The following is a 17,516-nucleotide window of genomic DNA, read 5'->3' on the forward strand; positions in this document are numbered from 1 at the left end:
GATCCGTTGGGTGCGACACATTGTCGCTCTACTGCGTTGGCCCGCTGGTAAAGCCTGCTTTTCCCTAGAGATCCCACCGGTGGGGATCGCTTGCATCCTCAGTCCCGCGGAACCCGCCGGGACCAGGCACTCCACCGACCATCGTCTGTGCGCGAAACGGCCAGGTCCATGCCGAATGCGGCACTCAGGTTGGAGTCGGTGAGGGTCGCCTCGAGAGGTCCTGCCGCTGTGACACGCCCGCCAGTGAGCAGCATGCAATGGGTGGCGCCGGCGGGGATCTCCTCAACATGATGGGTCACCAGCATGCTCGCCGGGGACCCAGGGTCCAGGAACAGTTCAGCCAGGGTGGACACGAGTGCCTCCCGGCCTGCCAGGTCGAGGCCACTGGCGGGTTCGTCGAGCAGCAGTAGTTCCGGGTCTGTCATCAATGCCCGGGCGATCTGCACGCGCTTGCGCTCCCCCTCGCTGAGCGTGCCGAAGGTCCGTTCCGCCAAGTGGTCCACGTACAGGGAGTAGAGCAGCCCGCGGGCCCGTCCCTCATCACCGCTGTCATATTCCTCACGCCAACGGCCTACCACTGCCCAGGCCGCCGAGACGACCACATCGATCACCCGTTCCCCGGCGGGAATCCGGTCAGCAAGAGCCGAGGATGTCAATCCGATGCGGGGCCGCAGCTCGAACACGTCGACCTTCCCCAGCACCTCATCGAGCAGCTGGACAGTGCCCGAGGTGGGGAACAGGTTCGCGGCCAGTATCGAGAGCAGCGTGGTCTTGCCCGCCCCATTGGGACCCAGCAGCACCCAGCGTTCGTCCTCTCCGATGCTCAGGTTCACTGAATCCAGCAGGACGGAGGTCCCACGTCTGACTGTCACATCTTTGAGCGCCGCGACCACTGCCATGGGGCCAACGTTACCCGTATCGGAGGCTTCGCGGGTAAGTGAGGCCAGCTTCCCGCGAAGCCTCCAGGCGGCGTCCTATGCACCGGTGGAGTGCAGCCCCCCATCGACGTGAATGATCTCACCGGTGGTGGCGGGGAACCAGTCGGAGAGCAGCGCCACAACGGCCTTGGCCGCAGCCGTGGCATCGGTCGTGTCCCACCCCAGGGGGGCGCGCTCTCCCCAGAAATCGCTGAACTCCTCAGCGCCGGGAATGGCGGTCTTCGCGATGGTGTCGATGGGTCCGGCGGCCACCAGGTTGGAGCGGATCCCCTCAGAGCCGAGGTAGCGGGCCAGGTAGCGGCTGGCCGACTCAAGCCCGGCTTTGGCCACCCCCATCCAGTCGTATTTCGGCCAGGAGACCTTGGCGTCGAAGGTGAGCCCGACCACGGAGGATCCAGGGCGCAACAGTTCCCGGCACGCCACGGCCAGCGAGACGTAGGAGTAGGTCGAGGTGTTGAGGGAGATCCCGACGTCCTCCCATGAGGTGTCGAGGAATGCGCCGCCAAGGGCCCGGGCCGGGTTGGCGAATGCGATGGAGTGCACGATGCCGTCCAAGTGGTCGAAATGTTCCTGCAGCTGCCCTGGCAGCGCTGCCAGGTGCTCAGGACTGGTGACGTCCAATTCCAGGACGGGGGGCACGGTCGCCAGCCGGCCGACGACACGACGTGTCAGGCTGACTGCGCGCCCGAGATTGCTGACGACCACCTTCGCGCCCTCTGCCTGCGCCAGCTCGGTGACCCGGTAGGCGATGGAGGTGTTCATGGTCACTCCGGTGACCAGGATGTTCTTGCCTTCGAGTATTCCCATATCCGATGCTCCTTAAGTTTTTGTATCAGTGGCCCATGCTGAGGCCACCATCGACGGGGACGACGGCGCCGGAGACATATCCCGACTCTGCGAGGAACAACGCGGCCCCCGCGACGTCCTCAGCCTGACCAAGACGTGCTGCCGGGATCCGCTCCTGGTATCCCTTGACGACCTTTTCGTCCAGTACCGCGGTCATGTCGGTCTCGATGAAACCAGGTGCGATCACGTTGGCGGTGATATTCCGCGCACCCAGCTCGCGGGTGAGGCTGCGAGCCATGCCGATCAGCGCGGACTTGGACGCCGAGTAGTTGACCTGCCCGGGCGATCCGAGCACCCCAACCACGGACGAGATCAGGATGATGCGCCCGAAACGTGCCCTGGTCATGGGGCGCGCCGCGCGCCGCACCACCCTGAAGGTGCCCGTCAGATTGGTGTCGATCACCGTGTCCCAGTCAGCGTCCGACATTCGCGCCAGCAGGTTGTCCTTCGTGACACCGGCGTTGGCAACGAGCACTCCCACGGCGCCAAGTTCAGCCTCCACCGCCTCGAAGGCGGCATCCACCTGGGCCTGGTCCGTGATATCACATTCAACGGGCAGCACGCCGCCAGGAACCTCACCCCCTGTGCGGCGAGTGCCTGCGACGCGGTATCCCGCGTCACGGAACTTCTCGGCTATGACGCGGCCGATGCCGCGCGTCGCCCCGGTAACGAGAACAACAGGCTTGTCTTGCACGGACTAAACACTATCGTGGACGCCGTGATGGCCAGCCGCCCCATGCCCGAAGGGCTCTCACGGGTGGTTTCTTGGCTGCGTTGCCCCATATGCATGACGCCCTTGACAGTGGCAGGCAGGACCCTCAGCTGTGACAACCGCCACTGTTTCGACGTGGCCCGCCAAGGGCACCTGAACCTGCTGCTGAGGGGCACTCCGCAGAATGCGGACACCCCGGAGATGGTTGCAGCCCGCGAACGTTTCCTGTCGGAGGGCTGGTACGACCCGCTGATCAGAAAGGTGGTCACCGCTCTGTCGGGTGCCCGACGGGTATTGGAGGTGGGATCGGGGACTGGTCATTACATCGGAGCTTTCCTCGATGCGTCTGCCAGGTCACTCGGTTTGGCCACCGACATCTCACCTGCGGCCTGTCGGCGTGCCGCCAGGCGCAGTCCACGGCTGGGGGCAGTCGTCGCCGACGTCTGGAGTGGTTTGCCCGTGGCAACAGCGGTGCTGGATGCTGTCCTGTGCGTATTCGCCCCGCGCAACCCAGCGGAATTCGCACGGCTTGTGTTCCCCGGTGGGCGGCTGGTGGTGGTGACGCCCCGAAGCGATCACCTCAGGGAACTGCGCGAGGCATTCGGCTTGCTGAGCATCGGCCGGGAGAAACTGGACCGGCTCGACAGCTCCATGACCAGCTTCGACCTTATGGACCGCGAAGAACTGACACTTCCTCTGGAGCTGTCGGCAGAGGCTGCTGCCAGCCTCGTGGCGATGGGACCGAACGCTTTTCACGAACACACGAAGACGTCAGCGGCAAGGACGACAGCAGCCTTCACCATCAGCACATTCCAGCGTTCATGAGTCCTCTTCCACGATGAGGGCGCGGACCTGACTCCATGAAGCCTCTAAAATGATGGTGTGCTGCATTCTGTTCTCAGTCCCTCGCGCGCCTCCGAGGCACGCCTGCGACTGGATCGTTGGAGCCTGGTGTCCGTGATCATGTGCACCTGCCTGCTCGTCTTCGCCTCGGCTGTGGTCAGCGAAGACCAGGTCGCTGACACGGGGCTGAGCGTCCTGCAATTGTTCCTGGCGCCGGCGGTCGCAGTGCTGGCTGCCGTCACTGTGGTAAAGCTACGCAGCGATCCCGCCCGTAACCGCCCCTCCCGGGCGCTGGTCGCCGCGACGACAGCTTTCGCGCTACTACTCCTGTTCGCCGCAGTGTCGATACCGCTGGTACCCCACTGGGCCAGCATGCAGTACGGCGTACCATCAGTCGTGGTCCCGGTCCCAGTGTCACACCTGGTCAGCCCGCTGATATCGGCTGGGCTCACCTGCCTTCTGGCAGTCCTGGCGGTGAACCTCGTACCGCCCACCCAACACTTCCAGATCCTGTGGTATTTCGCATTCGCCGGTGCCGTGACGACTCCGCTCGGGGTGTGGTGGAACGCGGCCAACGCCGAATTGTATGGGCGCTGGGCGACGAGGCTGGCAGGCGCGGCTGTGCTGCACACCGCTCTCCTGCTTGGTCTAGCGATCTGTGTCGCGGCTGTGATCATAGGGCACCATCGCGTCCTTTCCGCTGTGGCGGTGCTGGCCTACATGACCTGGCTGATGGCCACCGGCGCCCGGACTGGCGTCATCACGCTCGCATTGTTCATCGGCCTTTTCATACTCCCCTCCATCATCACGGTTGCGAGACGCCGTCCTAAACGGCTGCCGTTGATCATCTCTGGCGTCATCACGGGCGCAGCCTTCTTCTTGGTCGTGGCGTGGCACGTCATGGAGCAGCGGGGATTCAAACTCACCGGCGCAGGCCGCATCGAGACCTGGAGCTACGGAATCGGCCAGGCTCTGAGCTCGCTCGCAACCCTCGTCTTCGGCGTCGGCTACGGTGTGCTGTGGCCTTGGTACGCCTTCGAGACTCGCACGCTTCCCCAGGCTGGCGCCCACGGCACCAAGCAGATGCCCGAGGGGGTCACCCTGTCGCATGCACACAACACCTACGTCGCCATTTTCTCGGAGCAAGGAATCATCGGGTTCACCCTGCTCCTGGTGATAGTCGGTGTCGTCTGCTGGGCGTGGTGGCGAGCACATGGAGTCATAGAGCGTGCGATCGCCTCTGGTCTTGTCGCCACATTGGTGGGTTTTGGTTTCGACACCTACCTGACGAAAAACTTTCTTGTCAGTTTCATCTGGTGGGTGGCGCTCGCCTCGCTGCTGACGATGATCAGTCATCGACGGAACAATCAGCTGCCGGACTCGCGGCATCCTCACATCACCTCCTCCCCAGCTTCTCCACGGGTACTCATGCTCGGGCGTCGCTGACCACGAGATACGCAACCAGGTCCGCCCCCGCCGCCTCCAAGAGGTTGGATGTCTCTTGGACCTCTCTGAGAGGATCCCTCCGGTCGGCTACCAGAACGGTGACCTCTCCGCCCGACACGGCACGCAGTGCCACAGGATCGGCCCCATTCGGAGCTGCTGTCACAGCGGTCGCCTCAGCACCCAGCTGCTCCCCCAGCCCGCGGCTCCACGGCCCGAGGTTGACCCTTTCCCCAGTACCGACCAGGACCACGCCGCTGGAGCCTGATTCCCTCAGCCGCTGGGAGAGCACCGCCGCCAGCTGCTGGAAGGCCCTGTCGTCGGCCTCACCGCGCAGAACCAGCCTTCCCTCAGCAGCCAGCGCCCCTCCTGAGGCCACCATGGGCCGCAATGAGGCGATTCCCCAGACGATGATCAGGCCTGCAGCGACCCCCAGCACTCCGCCCGCAGCCACGGAAGCTCCGCGACTGACACCCGACGACACCTCTTTGACAGGTGCCGTGACTGCCCTGGCCTGAACCAGCGAGGGACTCGCATGCAGTCCCTGGATCTCAACCGCCAGCTCATCAGCCAGCACTTTCGCCACCACGGTGGACTGCTCTCTGTCTGGGAGTGAGATGGTCAGTGTCAGAACCTGATCGGTGACGCCAACCGCCGTGGCGTCCGATACCTGCGAAGCCGTCACTCCCGTCACCTGTGCAGCGACCCGCTCAGTGACCTCAGTTCCCTGGGCGAGAGCCTGATAGACCGACATCTCGGAACGAATCAGCGAGGTCATCTGCTGGGCGTCTTCCGGCGACCCGACCGCGGCCGCTATGACCATCACCCGTGAAGTGGTGCTATAGACGGCGTGGGCGGCGCTGCCAACCACCCAGCCGCCTGCCAGACCCGCCACGGCAGTGGCCGCGACCACCAGCCAGGATCGCGTCAGGGTGCTCGCGAAATCGCGCAGATTCATCTCACTCCAGGTACGTCGAGGTTCAGACGCCACCAATTATAACGACGATCGTTATAAACGGGCGAAACGACTGCACCCCTTACGGAGACGGCCTAGAAATCGCTCAGCAGGTCAGGCAGCATCCAGAGCCCGCGCCGGCAGGACGGAAAAGATAGGGTGCGCTGGATCATGTGCCGACAACGATCACAAGCCGGGGAAGGCATCTGGCGCGTGCCACGTCAACCGATCCCGGCTGGCGGGAATTTCTTCACACCCCCAGGAACTGCCGGAATTCCTCGCAGGCCTGTTCTGCCCGCTCGCGAGTGGGCATCTCGCAGAAAATACGCAGCAGAGGCTCCGTCCCGGAGAACCGGGCGATGATCCAACCGTCCTCGAAGTAAACCTTGCAGCCATCCCGGTAGGACACATCACGGATGTCATCGGAGAAATCGGGCAGGAGGCGGTCCTCCATGAGCGTCTTGAGGATCTCGGGTTTGCGCTCCGGATCGAACTTGAAATCAGTTTCCGCCATGTAATGCGGGGCGAACTGGCCTGTGATCTCCTCGTAGATCTCGCTCATGGGCTTGCCGGCCACGGCCAGCATCTCGACGAGCAGGGTCGCGGCGTAGATGCCGTCCTTGCCCGAGATATGTCCTTTGACCGTCAGGCCGCCGGAGGACTCACCCCCGATGATCGCATCGGTCTCGAGCATTTTCCCCGAGACCCACTTGAATCCGACGGGCACCTCGTGACATTCCTGGCCAAACTGGTGAGCCACGTCATCCAGCAACGAGGTGGTGGCCACATTGCGGACCACAGGACCGCTCCATCCCTTGTACTTGAGGAGGTAGTAGTAGAGCAGCACCAACAGCTGGTTGGGATGCAGAAAGTTCCCTTTGTCGTCGATGACCCCGAGCCGGTCCGCGTCACCATCGGTTGCGATGCCGAGTGCACAGCCGTTCTCCACCACATAGCGTTTCAACGACTCCAGGGATGCGCTACTGGGTGAGGGCATACGTCCGCCGAAAAGCGTGTCATGACGGTCGTGGATGACATCCACCTCGCAACGGGCGGTCATGAGGATGGTCTGCAGCGAGGTCCGGGAGACACCGAACATCGGGTCCAGGGCGATCTTGAGGTTCGCACGGCGGATGGCGGCCATATCCACCTGGTCAATGATCGAGTCGATGTAGCCATTGAACGGGTTGATCTCCCGGATCAGACCCTGGGAGACGGCCTTGTCATAAGCCACCTGCCCGATGGAGACCTCACGGCCACCCTCCAGCCTCGTCATGCGAGACTCAAGATCATGCGTGACATCCTCGTCGGCGTCCTTGCCGCCTGCGGTGAACACCTTGATCCCGTTGTAGAGAGCGGGGTTATGCGAGGCCGTGATCGCCATGCCATAGGGCAGCCCGAGATTCTTGACCGTCCACATGATCAGCGGAGTCGGCGCCTGGGCAATCTTTATTACCCGGCAGGCCACCCCCTCCCCAGCGAACACCTCGGCCGCCCACTGGGCCGCGACATCGGACAGGAAGCGCCGGTCATAGCCGATCACGATGCCCTGGTCCTGCTTCCCCTCCTCCTTGATGCGCTGCGCAAGCGCCCCACACAGCAACCGGACGTTACTCCGGATGAACTCATCACCGATGATCGCCCGCCATCCGCCAGTGCCGAAATTGATGCGCGCCATTGACTTCCTTCGCTTCATAGACTGCGCTCAGCCTAGACAGTTTTGGCGGGCGGACTGCGCAAACGCACACACCACCTGCACAAAATGATCATGCCAGGGCGATGAGCTCCGCATAGTCATCGCTCCACAGGTCCTCAACCCCATCAGGTAAGACCAGCACCCGGTCAGGTTCCAGGGCCTCGACGGCCCCCGGGTCGTGTGTGACCAGCACGACGGCCCCGGCGTACGAGCGCAGGGCAGCCAACACCTCGGCGCGGGATGCCGGATCGAGGTTGTTTGTCGGCTCGTCGAGAAGCAGCACGTTTGCTGCGGAGACCACGAGCATGGCCAAGGCTAAGCGGGTCTTCTCCCCACCAGATAGCACCCTCGCCGGTTTGTCCACGTCATCACCGGTGAACAGGAACGACCCGAGTACCTTGCGCACCTGAGTGTCCCCTAGGTCAGGCGAGGCGGAGACCATGTTCTCCAGCACCGACCTGCCAACGTCGAGGGTCTCGTGTTCCTGTGCGTAGTAGCCGAGCCGGGCCCCGTGCCCCAGGATCCGCTCCCCGACGTCCGGCTCTTCCAGGCCTGCCAGAAGACGCAGCATCGTGGTCTTGCCAGCTCCGTTGAGACCCAGAATGACGACTTTCGATCCCTTATCTATGGCCAGGTCGACGGCTGTAAACACCTCCAGCGACCCGTAGGCCTTTGACAGGTCCCTGGCCACCAGAGGGGTCTTTCCGCAGGGCGCCGGCTCGGGGAATCGGATCCTCGCGACCCGGTCACTCTCCCGCTCCCCCTCGATCCCGGACAGCAGTCTCTCAGCACGCTTGGCCATATTCTGGGCGGCGACGGCCTTAGTGGCCTTCGCCCGCATCCTGTCGGCCTGGGCCATGAGCTGGGAGGCCTTACGCTCCGCATTCAGGCGTTCGCGCTTGCGACGTTTCTCGTCGGTCTCCCGCTGCTGGAGGTAACGTTTCCAGTCCATGGCGTAGAGATCCAGCTCGGCGCGGTTGGCGTCGAGATGGAAGACCTTGTTGACCACAGCCTCAAGCAGGCCAACATCGTGGCTGATCACCACTAGGCCGCCCCCGAATCCCTGCAGATATCCCCGCAGCCACGTGATGGAGTCAGCATCAAGATGGTTCGTGGGCTCGTCGAGTAGGAGGGTGTCGGCATCGGAGAACAGGATCCGGGCCAGCTCGATACGGCGCCGCTGCCCACCGGAGAGAGTGTAGAGAGGCTGTCCCAGCACACGCTCCGGCAGGCCCAGATTTGCTGCGATCCGCGCCGCCTCTGCTTCAGCGGCATACCCCCCGGCTGACAGCAAAGCGGTTTCAGCGCGGGCGTAGGCCGCCATGGCCTTGTCACGCTCAGCCCCCTCAGCGGCACTCATCTGCTGTTCTGCGCGATGTAGGCGGGCCATCACCTGGTCCAGCCCACGCGCACCCAGGATCCGGTCACGCGCTAGCTGCTCCGGCTCCCCCGAGCGGGGGTCCTGCGGCAGATACCCAAGTTGCCCGGAGCGGATGACCGAGCCCGCGGCGGGTAGTCCCTCACCCGCCAGGATGCGCGTCAGGGTCGTCTTACCCGCCCCATTACGGCCAACGAGTCCCACCCTGTCACCCGCCGCCACCTGGAAGCTGACAGGGGACAACAAAAGACGCGCTCCAGCGCGCACCTCTACATCCTTGACCTGAAGCACGTCCGCGAAGTCTACCTGCCACACCCATGCCACTGCGGTCTCACATCACATGATCCACCCCAGCCGGACCACGCATCTGGCACGATGGTTGTTGTGGCTGCCGCGAGTCGCCACAGAGTCGAGTCAGGAGTTAAACAATGGGTTTCATCAAGGCCTTCACAGGGGCACTCGGCGGAGTCTTCGCTGATCAGTGGCTGGATTTCCTCACAGTCCCCTCAGGCATAGCACCCACTGCGGCATTCTTCCCCGCCGTGAATGCCGGCAGGAATGCTGGCCGCGGTTCAAACACCCGAGGATCAGAGAACGTGATCAGCAACGGTTCGAAGATCGTCGTTCCCAACGGTTACGGCCTCGTCACCTTCCAGGACGGGCGCGTCACCGGTTTCGTGTCAGAGCCGGGCGGTTTCGAGTTCCGTGGTGAGGACCCATCCTCCCAGTCCGTCTTCGCCGGAGATGGGGTGTTCGGCCAGGTGGTGCGCAACACCTGGGAGCGCATCAAGTTCGGGGGCCGTCCCAGCGGTATGCAGCAGGCCTTCTTCGTGAACCTCAAAGAACTCCCGGACAACCGTTTCGGTACCCAGTCCGAGATCTACTGGGATGACTCCTACTTGGGGGCGCAGGTGGGTGCGGTCACTCGCGGCACCTACACGCTGCGGATCGCCGATCCCCTGTTGTTCGTCTCCACGCTGGTCCCGGGCGCCTTCATCGCCAACAACCAGATCTTTGACTTCACCGATTTCGACAACCCGGTCAGCGACCAGCTGTTCAACGAGGTGGTGGCCAGCCTGGGCCCGGCCTTCTCGAGATACACCAACGATCCTGAGCGGGGAAACCGCATCACCCGTCTCCAGCAGGATTCCGTGGGATTCGCCAAGTCTCTGAGCGAGGTCGTCGAGGAGAACTACCAGTGGCATTCCGGCCGTGGCATCGTGATCGAGCGCGTCGCGCTGGTTGCCATCGAGTACGACGAGGACACCCGCGCGCTGCTGTCCGATGTGAAGAAAGCCGATGCGCTCCGCGGCGAACGCGGAAACTCCTTCATGCAGCAGTCGGTGGCCCGTGGTGTGCAGGCGGCTGGCGAGAACGGAGGAGGCCAGGGCCTGATCGGCATGGGGGTCGGAGTCCCCATGATGGGTGGCATGGTGAGCGGCTACCAGCAGCAGGCGCAGCAGCCTCAAGAGGCGGTCCAGCAGCCCGCGGCACCCCAGGCAGAGGATCCCGTCGCGAAACTAAAGCAGATGAAGGAGCTCCTCGATGCCGGGGTGGTGACCCAGGAGGAATTCGACACTCTGAAGCAGCGTCTCCTGGGACTGTGAGGAAACCGGCAAGATGACAGCACCCGGAACCGGCGGCCCGGGCGGGCCACAGCAGCCCTGGCCGCCGGGATATCCAGGTAGCCAGCAGCCAATGGGCTACCCGGGCCCGCAGCAGCCTCCCGGGACCCCACAACCGCAGGCCCCTACCTGGAACAACCCCTACATGGCACCTGGACCGACGGGAACCAACCCCTACCTGGCTCCAGGATCCGAAGGCAGCTCTCCACACCCGATGGCTGCGGCCCCCGGGGCGGGATATCCCCAGGCGGCACCTGCGCCCACGCCACCAGTTGGGCCTGAAGAACCACAGGTGTTAGAGCTGAAGGACACCGGGCGTTCGGGCGGCATGGTTAAATGCTCTCGGTGCGGCAGCACGGACATCCGCTACGTGGTTGAGGCCCAGGCCCTGGTCTGCTCAAACTGCCGCACCCAGTTCAATGAGGCACGCCTGGAAGACGAGGTGGACCTCACGGGAGGGATCCAAGACCTGAGGGGCACCACCATCACCCACTCTGCCCAGAACCTGGTGGACGAGTCCGTGGTGACCCTTAAATGCCGCGCGTGTGGCGCCGAGGTGGTCATCAATGTCAACGAGACCGTGCAGGTGCGTTGCCACTGGTGCCGGAACTTCCTTTCAGCGGATTCCCGGATAAACAATGGAGCCTCTCCCGACGCAGTGGCGCCTTTCATGGTGCCGCAAGAGCATGCAATCGAGATCATCCGTGGCTTCGTGGAGGAGCGTAAATTCTACGCGCACCCCAGGTTCAAGCGGGAATTCGCTCCCGAGAACGTCGTGGGAGTCTATCTACCCTATTTCGTTTTCGACGGGAACGTGCGGGCTAGTCTCACTGGCCAAGGCGAGGTGCAGACGCAAAGTTGGACGGAGAAGCACGGTGATTCCGTCGAGACTTATTATTCTGCCGACGTCTACAACGTGTCCCGCGGGTTCGACATGAGCATCGACGATCTGCTGCTGGAATCCAGCAGCGAGCGCGCGAACATGAACGATCCCTCACAGACGAACAACATCATTAACGCCATCCTGCCATTCGACGTGAAGAATGCGTTGCGCTACAACCCCAACTATCTGAGAGGATTCACGAGCGAGCGGCGTGATGTGAATTTCTCCGACCTGGGTTACACCGTGCAGGACCGGCTGCTCAGCATCGCGCGCTCCAAGGGCGACGAGATGGTGTCCCAGTATGACCGTGGGGTGCGCTGGGACACCGAGCACATCGATCTTCGCGGCTCCCGCTGGGTGACCGTATACCTGCCTGTCTGGCTGTACTCCTACTACGAGGCCGACAAGAACCTGAAACACTTCGTGGCTGTGAACGGGCAGAACGGCAGGGTGATGGGGTCGGTGCCCCTCAACATGCCAGTCCTATGGGGAGTCACCGCCCTGGTGTTCGTCATAGGAACCATCCTTGGGTTCATACTGTTCCTCATAGTGAGGTAGGAAAGGGAAATGGACACGTCCTCCTGGATGATCCTGCTGAAGACCAAGCTCTCCTCAAGCGAGCTCAGGATCGCGTTTCTTGCCCTGGGTGTGATAGCGGCTGCCGCCGTCTACTACTACATCTGGAACAAGTACCGCAACACCGACAAGTCATACGAGTTCGAGAGCACCACCAGCGTGGACATCAACAATGTCCAGGGCTCGGATGACTATTGCGGATCCATCAGCCGGACCCGCGAAACAGAGGTTGCGAATCATGAACTCTCTGAAAACCCGAGACGCCGGCTGCAACGGCCTTACTAGAGATTAAAGTGTGGCCAGAAAATCGAGAATTGCCCCATTCCATTGGTCGGCGTGTGAGACGTTGAGCCCATGGGGTCCGCCCTCGATGACCACCAACTGGGCCTGGGGCACGTAGTCCGGCACCCGGGCGCTGGACTTGGCCAGGGGGACGTTCTGGTCGCCGCCACCATGGATCACGAGCAGGGGAACGTCTATGCGACGGCAGTCATCGCGCAGGTCAGTCGCCCAGGAGAGCGCGGTGGCTGCCGCGGCGTGGGGCGCGGACTGCCGGGCGATCTCCACCGCGGCCGACCGGACCTTCTCTGGCACCGCTAGTCCGTCGGCATTGCTGAAGAACCAGGTGCAGAACTCGTCGACGAAACCCGCGTGGTCAGCAGCACAGGCATCCGAGATCTCCTGGAAACCCTCGATCGGCATGGCGCCGTCGGGATTGTCCTCGGTCAGGCACATGGCGGGACAGATGGAGCCAGATAGGATCGCACCGGCCACCCGCTCCGATCCCCGGGTTCCCAGATAGCGGGCCACCTCGCCGCCTCCCATGGAAAAACCCAAAAGGACAGCATCATGCAGGTCAAGAGTGGCGATCAGGGCGTCCAGGTCCGCGGCAAGGGTGTCGTAGTCGTAGCCATCCTTGGGTTTGCCAGAGCGTCCGAAGCCACGCCGGTCGTATGTGATGACCCGGTAGCCGGCATCTGCGAGCACCCTGGCGTTGCCTTCGAAGGCAACGCCCGACAATGGCCAGCCATGGATCATCACGATCGGGCGGCCTGAGCCTATGTCGGTGTAGTTGAGGTTCACCTGGTCCGGGGTGGTCAGTTTCGGCATCTGTGTACCCTCCAATCATCGGCGATCCACCCCGAGCGTACTCGATGCCTCCCGGTGGCTGGGAAATGTCTCGGGATATCGCCGACGGCTCCTCAAAGGTTGTAGCCGATGGCACGCAACTGCTCACGCCCGTCCTCTGTGATCATTTCCAGGGTCCACGGCGGCAGCCACACCCAGTTGATCGTGACGGAGTTCGCCAGGCCGTCGAGCGCATACTTCGTGTCGTACTCGATGCGATCGGTGAGGGGGCAGGTGGGTGAGGTCAGGGTCATGTCGAGGGTGACGTTGGCCTCCTCATCCACCATAACTCCATACAGCAGACCGAGATCGACGACATTGACCATGAGCTCGGGGTCGACGACGTCCTTCATCGCCTCCTCGACCTCCTCCTGGGTAGGAATCGGCGTGGCCGGGTTGTCGTCAGGGAGCTCGTCTTTGACCAGATCCGAGGGACGTGAGTCGGGGGTATACATCAGTTCTCCTTCGCTGAGGCCTGGTTGACAGCATCACGGAGGGCCGACCAGGCGAGCAGAGCGCACTTGACGCGCGCGGGGAACTTCGAGACACCGGCGAACGCGATGGCGTCTTCGAAGCGATCCTCGTCAGGGGTAATCTCCCCTTTCGAGTGCATCATCTCCAGGAACTCGTCGTAGAGCCCGGAGAAATAGTTGATGTCCTGGCCGATCACAAGATCGCCCAGGACAGAGGTGGAAGCCTGCGAGATGGAACACCCCTCCCCCGCATAGGACATGTCGGCAATCGTGCCGCCGTCGAGGTGAACACGCAGGGTCAGCTCGTCGCCACAGGACGGGTTGACGTGGTGCACCTCCGCCTCGTAGGGATCCCGCAATCCGCTGTGATGTTTCTCGCGGTAGTGATCGAGGATGATCGTCTGGTAGAGCTCGTCGAGGTTCATCGCGCTCCGAAGTAGTTCCGGGTGAAGACCAGCGCATCAGCCAGCGCATCGATCTCCTCGAAGGTGGTGTACAGATGAGCAGATGCCCGGGTGGAACTCTGGTGGCCGAGTCTCCTGTGCAGCGGCCTGGCGCAGTGGTGCCCGCCCCGGATGGCTATGCCGCGTGAGTCCAGCACCTGCATCACATCATGCGGATGGATGCCTTCGAGGTTGAAGGAGCAGGCCGAACCCCGCTCGATGGCCTCAGCAGGCCCCAGCAGAAGCAGCCCATCGATGCTGGTCAGTTTCTGGAGCATGTATGCGGTCAGCTCATGCTCATGGGTTGATATGGCATCCATCCCGATGCTCCGCAGGTACTCCACGGCTGCGCCGAGACCAGCGGCCTGCGCGATGGGAGGGGTGCCGGCCTCGAAACGGTGGGGCGGCGCCGCATAGGTGGAGTGGGTCATCTCAACGACCTCGATCATCTCCCCTCCACCGAGGAAGGGTGGTAGAGACTCCAGGAGCTCTCCCCTACCCCACAACACGCCGATTCCTGTCGGGCCACACATCTTGTGCCCGGTGAAGGCAACCAGGTCTGCTCCAAGGGCAGTGACATCAACGCTTTGGTGGGGTACCGACTGGGAGGCATCAACCACCACGACCGCGCCCACCTGATGGGCTTTCGCCGCTATGTCAGCAACGGGATTGCGGGTACCCAGCACGTTGCTCACATGCGCTATGGACACCACCTTGGTGCGATCGTTGATCAGATTGTCGCGTTCAGCCGCCTCAAGATCGAGCCGGCCCTCATCCGTGACGTCGAACCAGCGGAGCGTGGCGCCGGTTTGCTCGCAGACAAGCTGCCACGGAACAATGTTTGAGTGATGCTCCATCACGGAGATCACCACCTCGTCTCCGGGACCCAGCCTGGATCCGAGGGTGTTGGCCGCGAGATTCAGGGCCTCGGATGCGTTCTTGGTGAAGATGATCTCCTCAGGTGCTGCGGCGCCGATGAAGAAGGCAACCAGGCTCCGCGCATCTTCATAGGCCTCGGTGGCTTCGGCGCCAAGCACGTGCATGGCACGCGCCACGTTCGCGTTGTGCTGCAGGTAGTGTTCGGCGATCGCGTCTACCACCTGCCGTGGCTTCTGGGAGGTGTTGGCCGAATCAAGGTACACCAGCGGATGCTGCCCCACCGTGCGGCTCAGGATGGGGAAGTCCTGCCGGATCACATCGACGTCAAAGGTCACCTCGGTCCTCCTCCTAATCGACGACCATGCTCCGAGTTCATTCCTGGAGATCCTGGGAGGCTCTCATGCCTGGGAGGCAGCCTGGACGTAGGCTTCGTATCCCTCCGCCTCAAGTTTATCGGCCAGTTCGCGGCCACCCTGATCAACAACGCGGCCATCGACGAACACGTGCACGAAGGTGGGCTCGATGTAGCGCAGGATGCGGGTGTAGTGGGTGATCAGCAACACGGCCCGGTCGCCTTGCGCGGAGTACCGGTTGACTCCCTCGGAGACGATACGCAGGGCGTCGATGTCGAGCCCGGAGTCGGTCTCATCGAGAATCGCAGCCTTGGGATTGAGCAGCTCCAGCTGAGCGATCTCGTGGCGCTTCTTCTCGCCGCCGGAGAATCCCTCATTGACCGAGCGAGCTGAGAAGGACTTATCTAGGTGCATGCGGTTCAGGACGGTTTCGACATCCCTGACCCAGGTCCGGACCTTGGGGGCATGGCCGTCGAGAGCGGTCTTGGCAGTGCGGAGGAAATTGGACACGGAGACGCCAGGCACCTCGACGGGGTACTGCATCGCCAGGAACAGGCCCTGGCGGGCACGCTCGTCCACGGTCAGGTCAGTCAGTTCCACCCCGTCGAGGGTCACCGACCCAGAGGTGATCTCATACTTGGGATGCCCCGCGATGGCGTAGGCCAGGGTGGACTTTCCCGACCCGTTGGGGCCCATGATGGCGTGAATCTCACCAGGGTTGATGGTCAGGTTCACGCCCTTGAGGATGGTCTTGGGTCCCTCCTCTGTCAGGACATCGGCGTGAAGGTCGGAGATGATGAGGTTGGACATGGTTGTTCAGGACTCCTGGAAATCAGTGATGGGATGGTCGAGATCGACCAGTATCTGCTGGTCCTCGATCTGGACCGGATAGACGTTGACGGGCTCCGTGGCGGGCAGGCACAGGGCACGGCCGCTGCGCAGGTCGAACCGGGAACCATGGAGATAGCACTCGATGGCGCCGTCTTCGACGTCCCCGTCGCTCAAAGGCACGTGCCCATGGCTGCAGATGTTGTGGATGGCGAAGTATTCGCCTTGGTGAAGCACAATCGCGAGTTCGTGTTCGTCGACGGCGAGCGGAACCTCGGGGCTCAGTTCGTCGAGGGTGGCGACGGCGACGAAGCTCACTGAGCGGCCTCCACGGTGGCGGCAGCCAGCTCCAATTCCTTCTCAACCTGGGCGCGCAGCCGGTCCTCGACGTCGGGCACACCGATTCGCCGGATGATGTCGTTGAAGAATCCATGGACCACAAGACGCCTCGCCTCAGCTTCAGGGATGCCCCGGGAACGCAGATAGAACAACTGGATGTCATCAAACCGGCCTGTGGTGGAGCTGTGCCCAGCTCCCTCGATCTCGCCAGTCTCGATTTCAAGGTTCGGCACCGAGTCGGCCCGGCAGCCATCCGTCAGCACGAGGTTCTTGTTGGCCTCGTAGGTGTCGATTCCCTCAGCGACCTTCCGGATCAGCACATCCCCGATCCAGACCGAGTGCGCCCCCTCACCCTGGAGAGCACCGCGGTAGTCGACATTGGACCTGGTCTTCGGCATGTTATGGTCCACGAACATGCGGTGCTCCACGTGCTGACCGGAATCGACGAAGTAGAGGCCGAACTGTTCCAGCTCCCCGCCGGGCGAGGTGTAGGCGGCTCGTTCGACCATGCGTATGATGTTGCCGCCAAGCGAGGCCTGGACGGTGCGCACGCGCGCGTCGCGTCCCACCTCGACGGTAACCTGCCCGGCGTGGACAGCGTCATCATCCCAGTCGTTGACGCAGACCAGATTGACCTCGGCGCCGTCACCGACGCGGATGTCGTACTTGGCCGCATACGTCCCGGTTCCCCGGAACTGCAACACCAGCGTGACACGGGCTGCGGCCCCCACATCGAAGATGAAGGACTCGGCGGCATGCCCGCCGTTCCCGGTACCCGTGAACACGATCGCGTTCTCGATCTCAAGTTCTGCGGGTATCCGCATCACGAGGGCCTCAGCGCTGCGGGCAGCGGCCACGGCAGCCACGCGGTCCACGGGCGGCTCAATGGCCAGCTCATGGATCCGCTCCCGCGGCTCCCGGAGGAACTCGACACCTTCAGGCAGGTCTCCCTGCCATTCCAGGCCGGGAAGAACATCCCCTTCCTCAAGCAGGGCACGGATCTGCCTGACAGGGGTGAAACGCCAGATTTCCTCCAGGCCCTTGGGCATGGGATGATCGGCCAGGTCCCACGATGGGGTGGGGTGCAGATGGGATGCCACCGTCTCGATGGCGCTTGCCACATTAGGGGCTGTGGTGGTGCTCAAATCCATTCCTTCTTGAGGTTTTTGAGGAGCGGC

Annotated in this window: 18 protein-coding genes; 5 read left to right on the plus strand and 13 right to left on the minus strand. The window is 62.9% G+C overall.

Annotated features, from left to right (window positions below; all coding sequences use genetic code 11):
* Positions 1–98 precede the first annotated feature (98 nt).
* The 3 genes from SK1NUM_RS09705 to fabG all read right to left on the minus strand — a co-directional run bounded on the left by SK1NUM_RS09705 (position 99) and on the right by fabG (position 2,478).
* Positions 99–899, minus strand: a complete 801-nt coding sequence (locus tag SK1NUM_RS09705) for an ABC transporter ATP-binding protein (RefSeq protein ID WP_212321557.1) — start codon at positions 897–899, stop codon at positions 99–101.
* Positions 900–974: 75 nt separating this feature from the next.
* Positions 975–1,745 carry an enoyl-ACP reductase FabI gene (fabI, locus tag SK1NUM_RS09710; RefSeq protein ID WP_212321559.1) on the minus strand — a complete coding sequence of 257 codons (771 nt, stop codon included), beginning with the start codon at positions 1,743–1,745 and terminating at the stop codon, positions 975–977.
* A gap of 25 nt (positions 1,746–1,770) precedes the next feature.
* Positions 1,771–2,478: a 3-oxoacyl-ACP reductase FabG gene (gene fabG, locus SK1NUM_RS09715; protein WP_212321560.1), complete on the minus strand. Its 708-nt coding sequence runs from the start codon at positions 2,476–2,478 to the stop codon at positions 1,771–1,773.
* 42 nt (positions 2,479–2,520) lie between these two features.
* On the opposite strand from fabG, the gene SK1NUM_RS09720 reads away from it, so the two are divergent.
* Both SK1NUM_RS09720 and SK1NUM_RS09725 read left to right on the plus strand, forming a co-directional pair.
* Positions 2,521–3,321: a putative RNA methyltransferase gene (locus SK1NUM_RS09720; RefSeq protein ID WP_338580114.1), complete on the plus strand. Its 801-nt coding sequence runs from the start codon at positions 2,521–2,523 to the stop codon at positions 3,319–3,321.
* 57 nt (positions 3,322–3,378) lie between these two features.
* A complete protein-coding gene (locus SK1NUM_RS09725) occupies positions 3,379–4,785 on the plus strand; it encodes an O-antigen ligase family protein (protein ID WP_212321562.1) in 1,407 nt (468 codons plus the stop codon).
* On the opposite strand, the gene SK1NUM_RS09730 is transcribed toward SK1NUM_RS09725, so the two are convergent.
* From SK1NUM_RS09730 to SK1NUM_RS09740, 3 genes are all read right to left on the minus strand, one after another.
* A complete protein-coding gene (locus SK1NUM_RS09730; protein ID WP_212321563.1) occupies positions 4,766–5,740 on the minus strand; it encodes a YveK family protein in 975 nt (324 codons plus the stop codon). The genes SK1NUM_RS09725 and SK1NUM_RS09730 overlap by 20 nt on opposite strands.
* A gap of 247 nt (positions 5,741–5,987) precedes the next feature.
* Positions 5,988–7,415, minus strand: a complete 1,428-nt coding sequence (locus SK1NUM_RS09735) for a phosphoglucomutase/phosphomannomutase family protein (protein ID WP_212321564.1) — start codon at positions 7,413–7,415, stop codon at positions 5,988–5,990.
* Positions 7,416–7,503: 88 nt separating this feature from the next.
* On the minus strand, positions 7,504–9,102 hold the full coding sequence (locus SK1NUM_RS09740) for an ABC-F family ATP-binding cassette domain-containing protein (RefSeq protein ID WP_212321565.1): 1,599 nt from the start codon (positions 9,100–9,102) through the stop codon (positions 7,504–7,506).
* A gap of 137 nt (positions 9,103–9,239) precedes the next feature.
* Between SK1NUM_RS09740 and SK1NUM_RS09745 the strand changes: the two genes are divergently transcribed.
* From SK1NUM_RS09745 to SK1NUM_RS09755, 3 genes are read left to right on the plus strand one after another with little or no spacing between them, the layout of a single operon-like run.
* On the plus strand, positions 9,240–10,418 hold the full coding sequence (locus tag SK1NUM_RS09745; protein WP_212321567.1) for an SHOCT domain-containing protein: 1,179 nt from the start codon (positions 9,240–9,242) through the stop codon (positions 10,416–10,418).
* Between the two features lie 13 nt (positions 10,419–10,431).
* Positions 10,432–11,877: a hypothetical protein gene (locus tag SK1NUM_RS09750; protein WP_223927482.1), complete on the plus strand. Its 1,446-nt coding sequence runs from the start codon at positions 10,432–10,434 to the stop codon at positions 11,875–11,877.
* Between the two features lie 9 nt (positions 11,878–11,886).
* Positions 11,887–12,180 (plus strand): hypothetical protein, encoded by a 294-nt coding sequence (locus SK1NUM_RS09755; RefSeq protein ID WP_212321569.1) that lies wholly within the window; start codon positions 11,887–11,889, stop codon positions 12,178–12,180.
* Between the two features lie 3 nt (positions 12,181–12,183).
* Here the strand turns inward: SK1NUM_RS09755 and SK1NUM_RS09760 are convergent, their stop codons facing one another.
* From SK1NUM_RS09760 to sufD, 7 genes are all read right to left on the minus strand, one after another.
* A complete protein-coding gene (locus SK1NUM_RS09760; RefSeq protein ID WP_212321570.1) occupies positions 12,184–13,005 on the minus strand; it encodes an alpha/beta fold hydrolase in 822 nt (273 codons plus the stop codon).
* A 92-nt stretch (positions 13,006–13,097) separates the two neighbouring features.
* Positions 13,098–13,478, minus strand: a complete 381-nt coding sequence (locus SK1NUM_RS09765; RefSeq protein ID WP_223927484.1) for a metal-sulfur cluster assembly factor — start codon at positions 13,476–13,478, stop codon at positions 13,098–13,100.
* Positions 13,478–13,921 carry a Fe-S cluster assembly sulfur transfer protein SufU gene (gene sufU, locus SK1NUM_RS09770; protein ID WP_212321571.1) on the minus strand — a complete coding sequence of 148 codons (444 nt, stop codon included), beginning with the start codon at positions 13,919–13,921 and terminating at the stop codon, positions 13,478–13,480. The genes SK1NUM_RS09765 and sufU overlap by 1 nt, the downstream gene beginning before the upstream one ends.
* Complete coding sequence (locus SK1NUM_RS09775) at positions 13,918–15,153, minus strand: cysteine desulfurase (RefSeq protein WP_212321572.1); 1,236 nt, start codon at positions 15,151–15,153, stop codon at positions 13,918–13,920. The genes sufU and SK1NUM_RS09775 overlap by 4 nt, the downstream gene beginning before the upstream one ends.
* Positions 15,154–15,216: 63 nt before the next feature.
* Positions 15,217–15,981 (minus strand): Fe-S cluster assembly ATPase SufC, encoded by a 765-nt coding sequence (gene sufC, locus SK1NUM_RS09780; RefSeq protein ID WP_212321573.1) that lies wholly within the window; start codon positions 15,979–15,981, stop codon positions 15,217–15,219.
* Positions 15,982–15,987: 6 nt separating this feature from the next.
* Complete coding sequence (locus SK1NUM_RS09785; RefSeq protein ID WP_212321574.1) at positions 15,988–16,317, minus strand: non-heme iron oxygenase ferredoxin subunit; 330 nt, start codon at positions 16,315–16,317, stop codon at positions 15,988–15,990.
* Positions 16,314–17,489, minus strand: a complete 1,176-nt coding sequence (gene sufD / locus SK1NUM_RS09790) for a Fe-S cluster assembly protein SufD (RefSeq protein WP_212321575.1) — start codon at positions 17,487–17,489, stop codon at positions 16,314–16,316. The genes SK1NUM_RS09785 and sufD overlap by 4 nt, the downstream gene beginning before the upstream one ends.
* Positions 17,490–17,516 lie beyond the last annotated feature (27 nt).

The organism is Arachnia rubra, assembly GCF_019973735.1.
Classification (GTDB): Bacteria; Actinomycetota; Actinomycetes; order Propionibacteriales; family Propionibacteriaceae; genus Arachnia; species Arachnia rubra.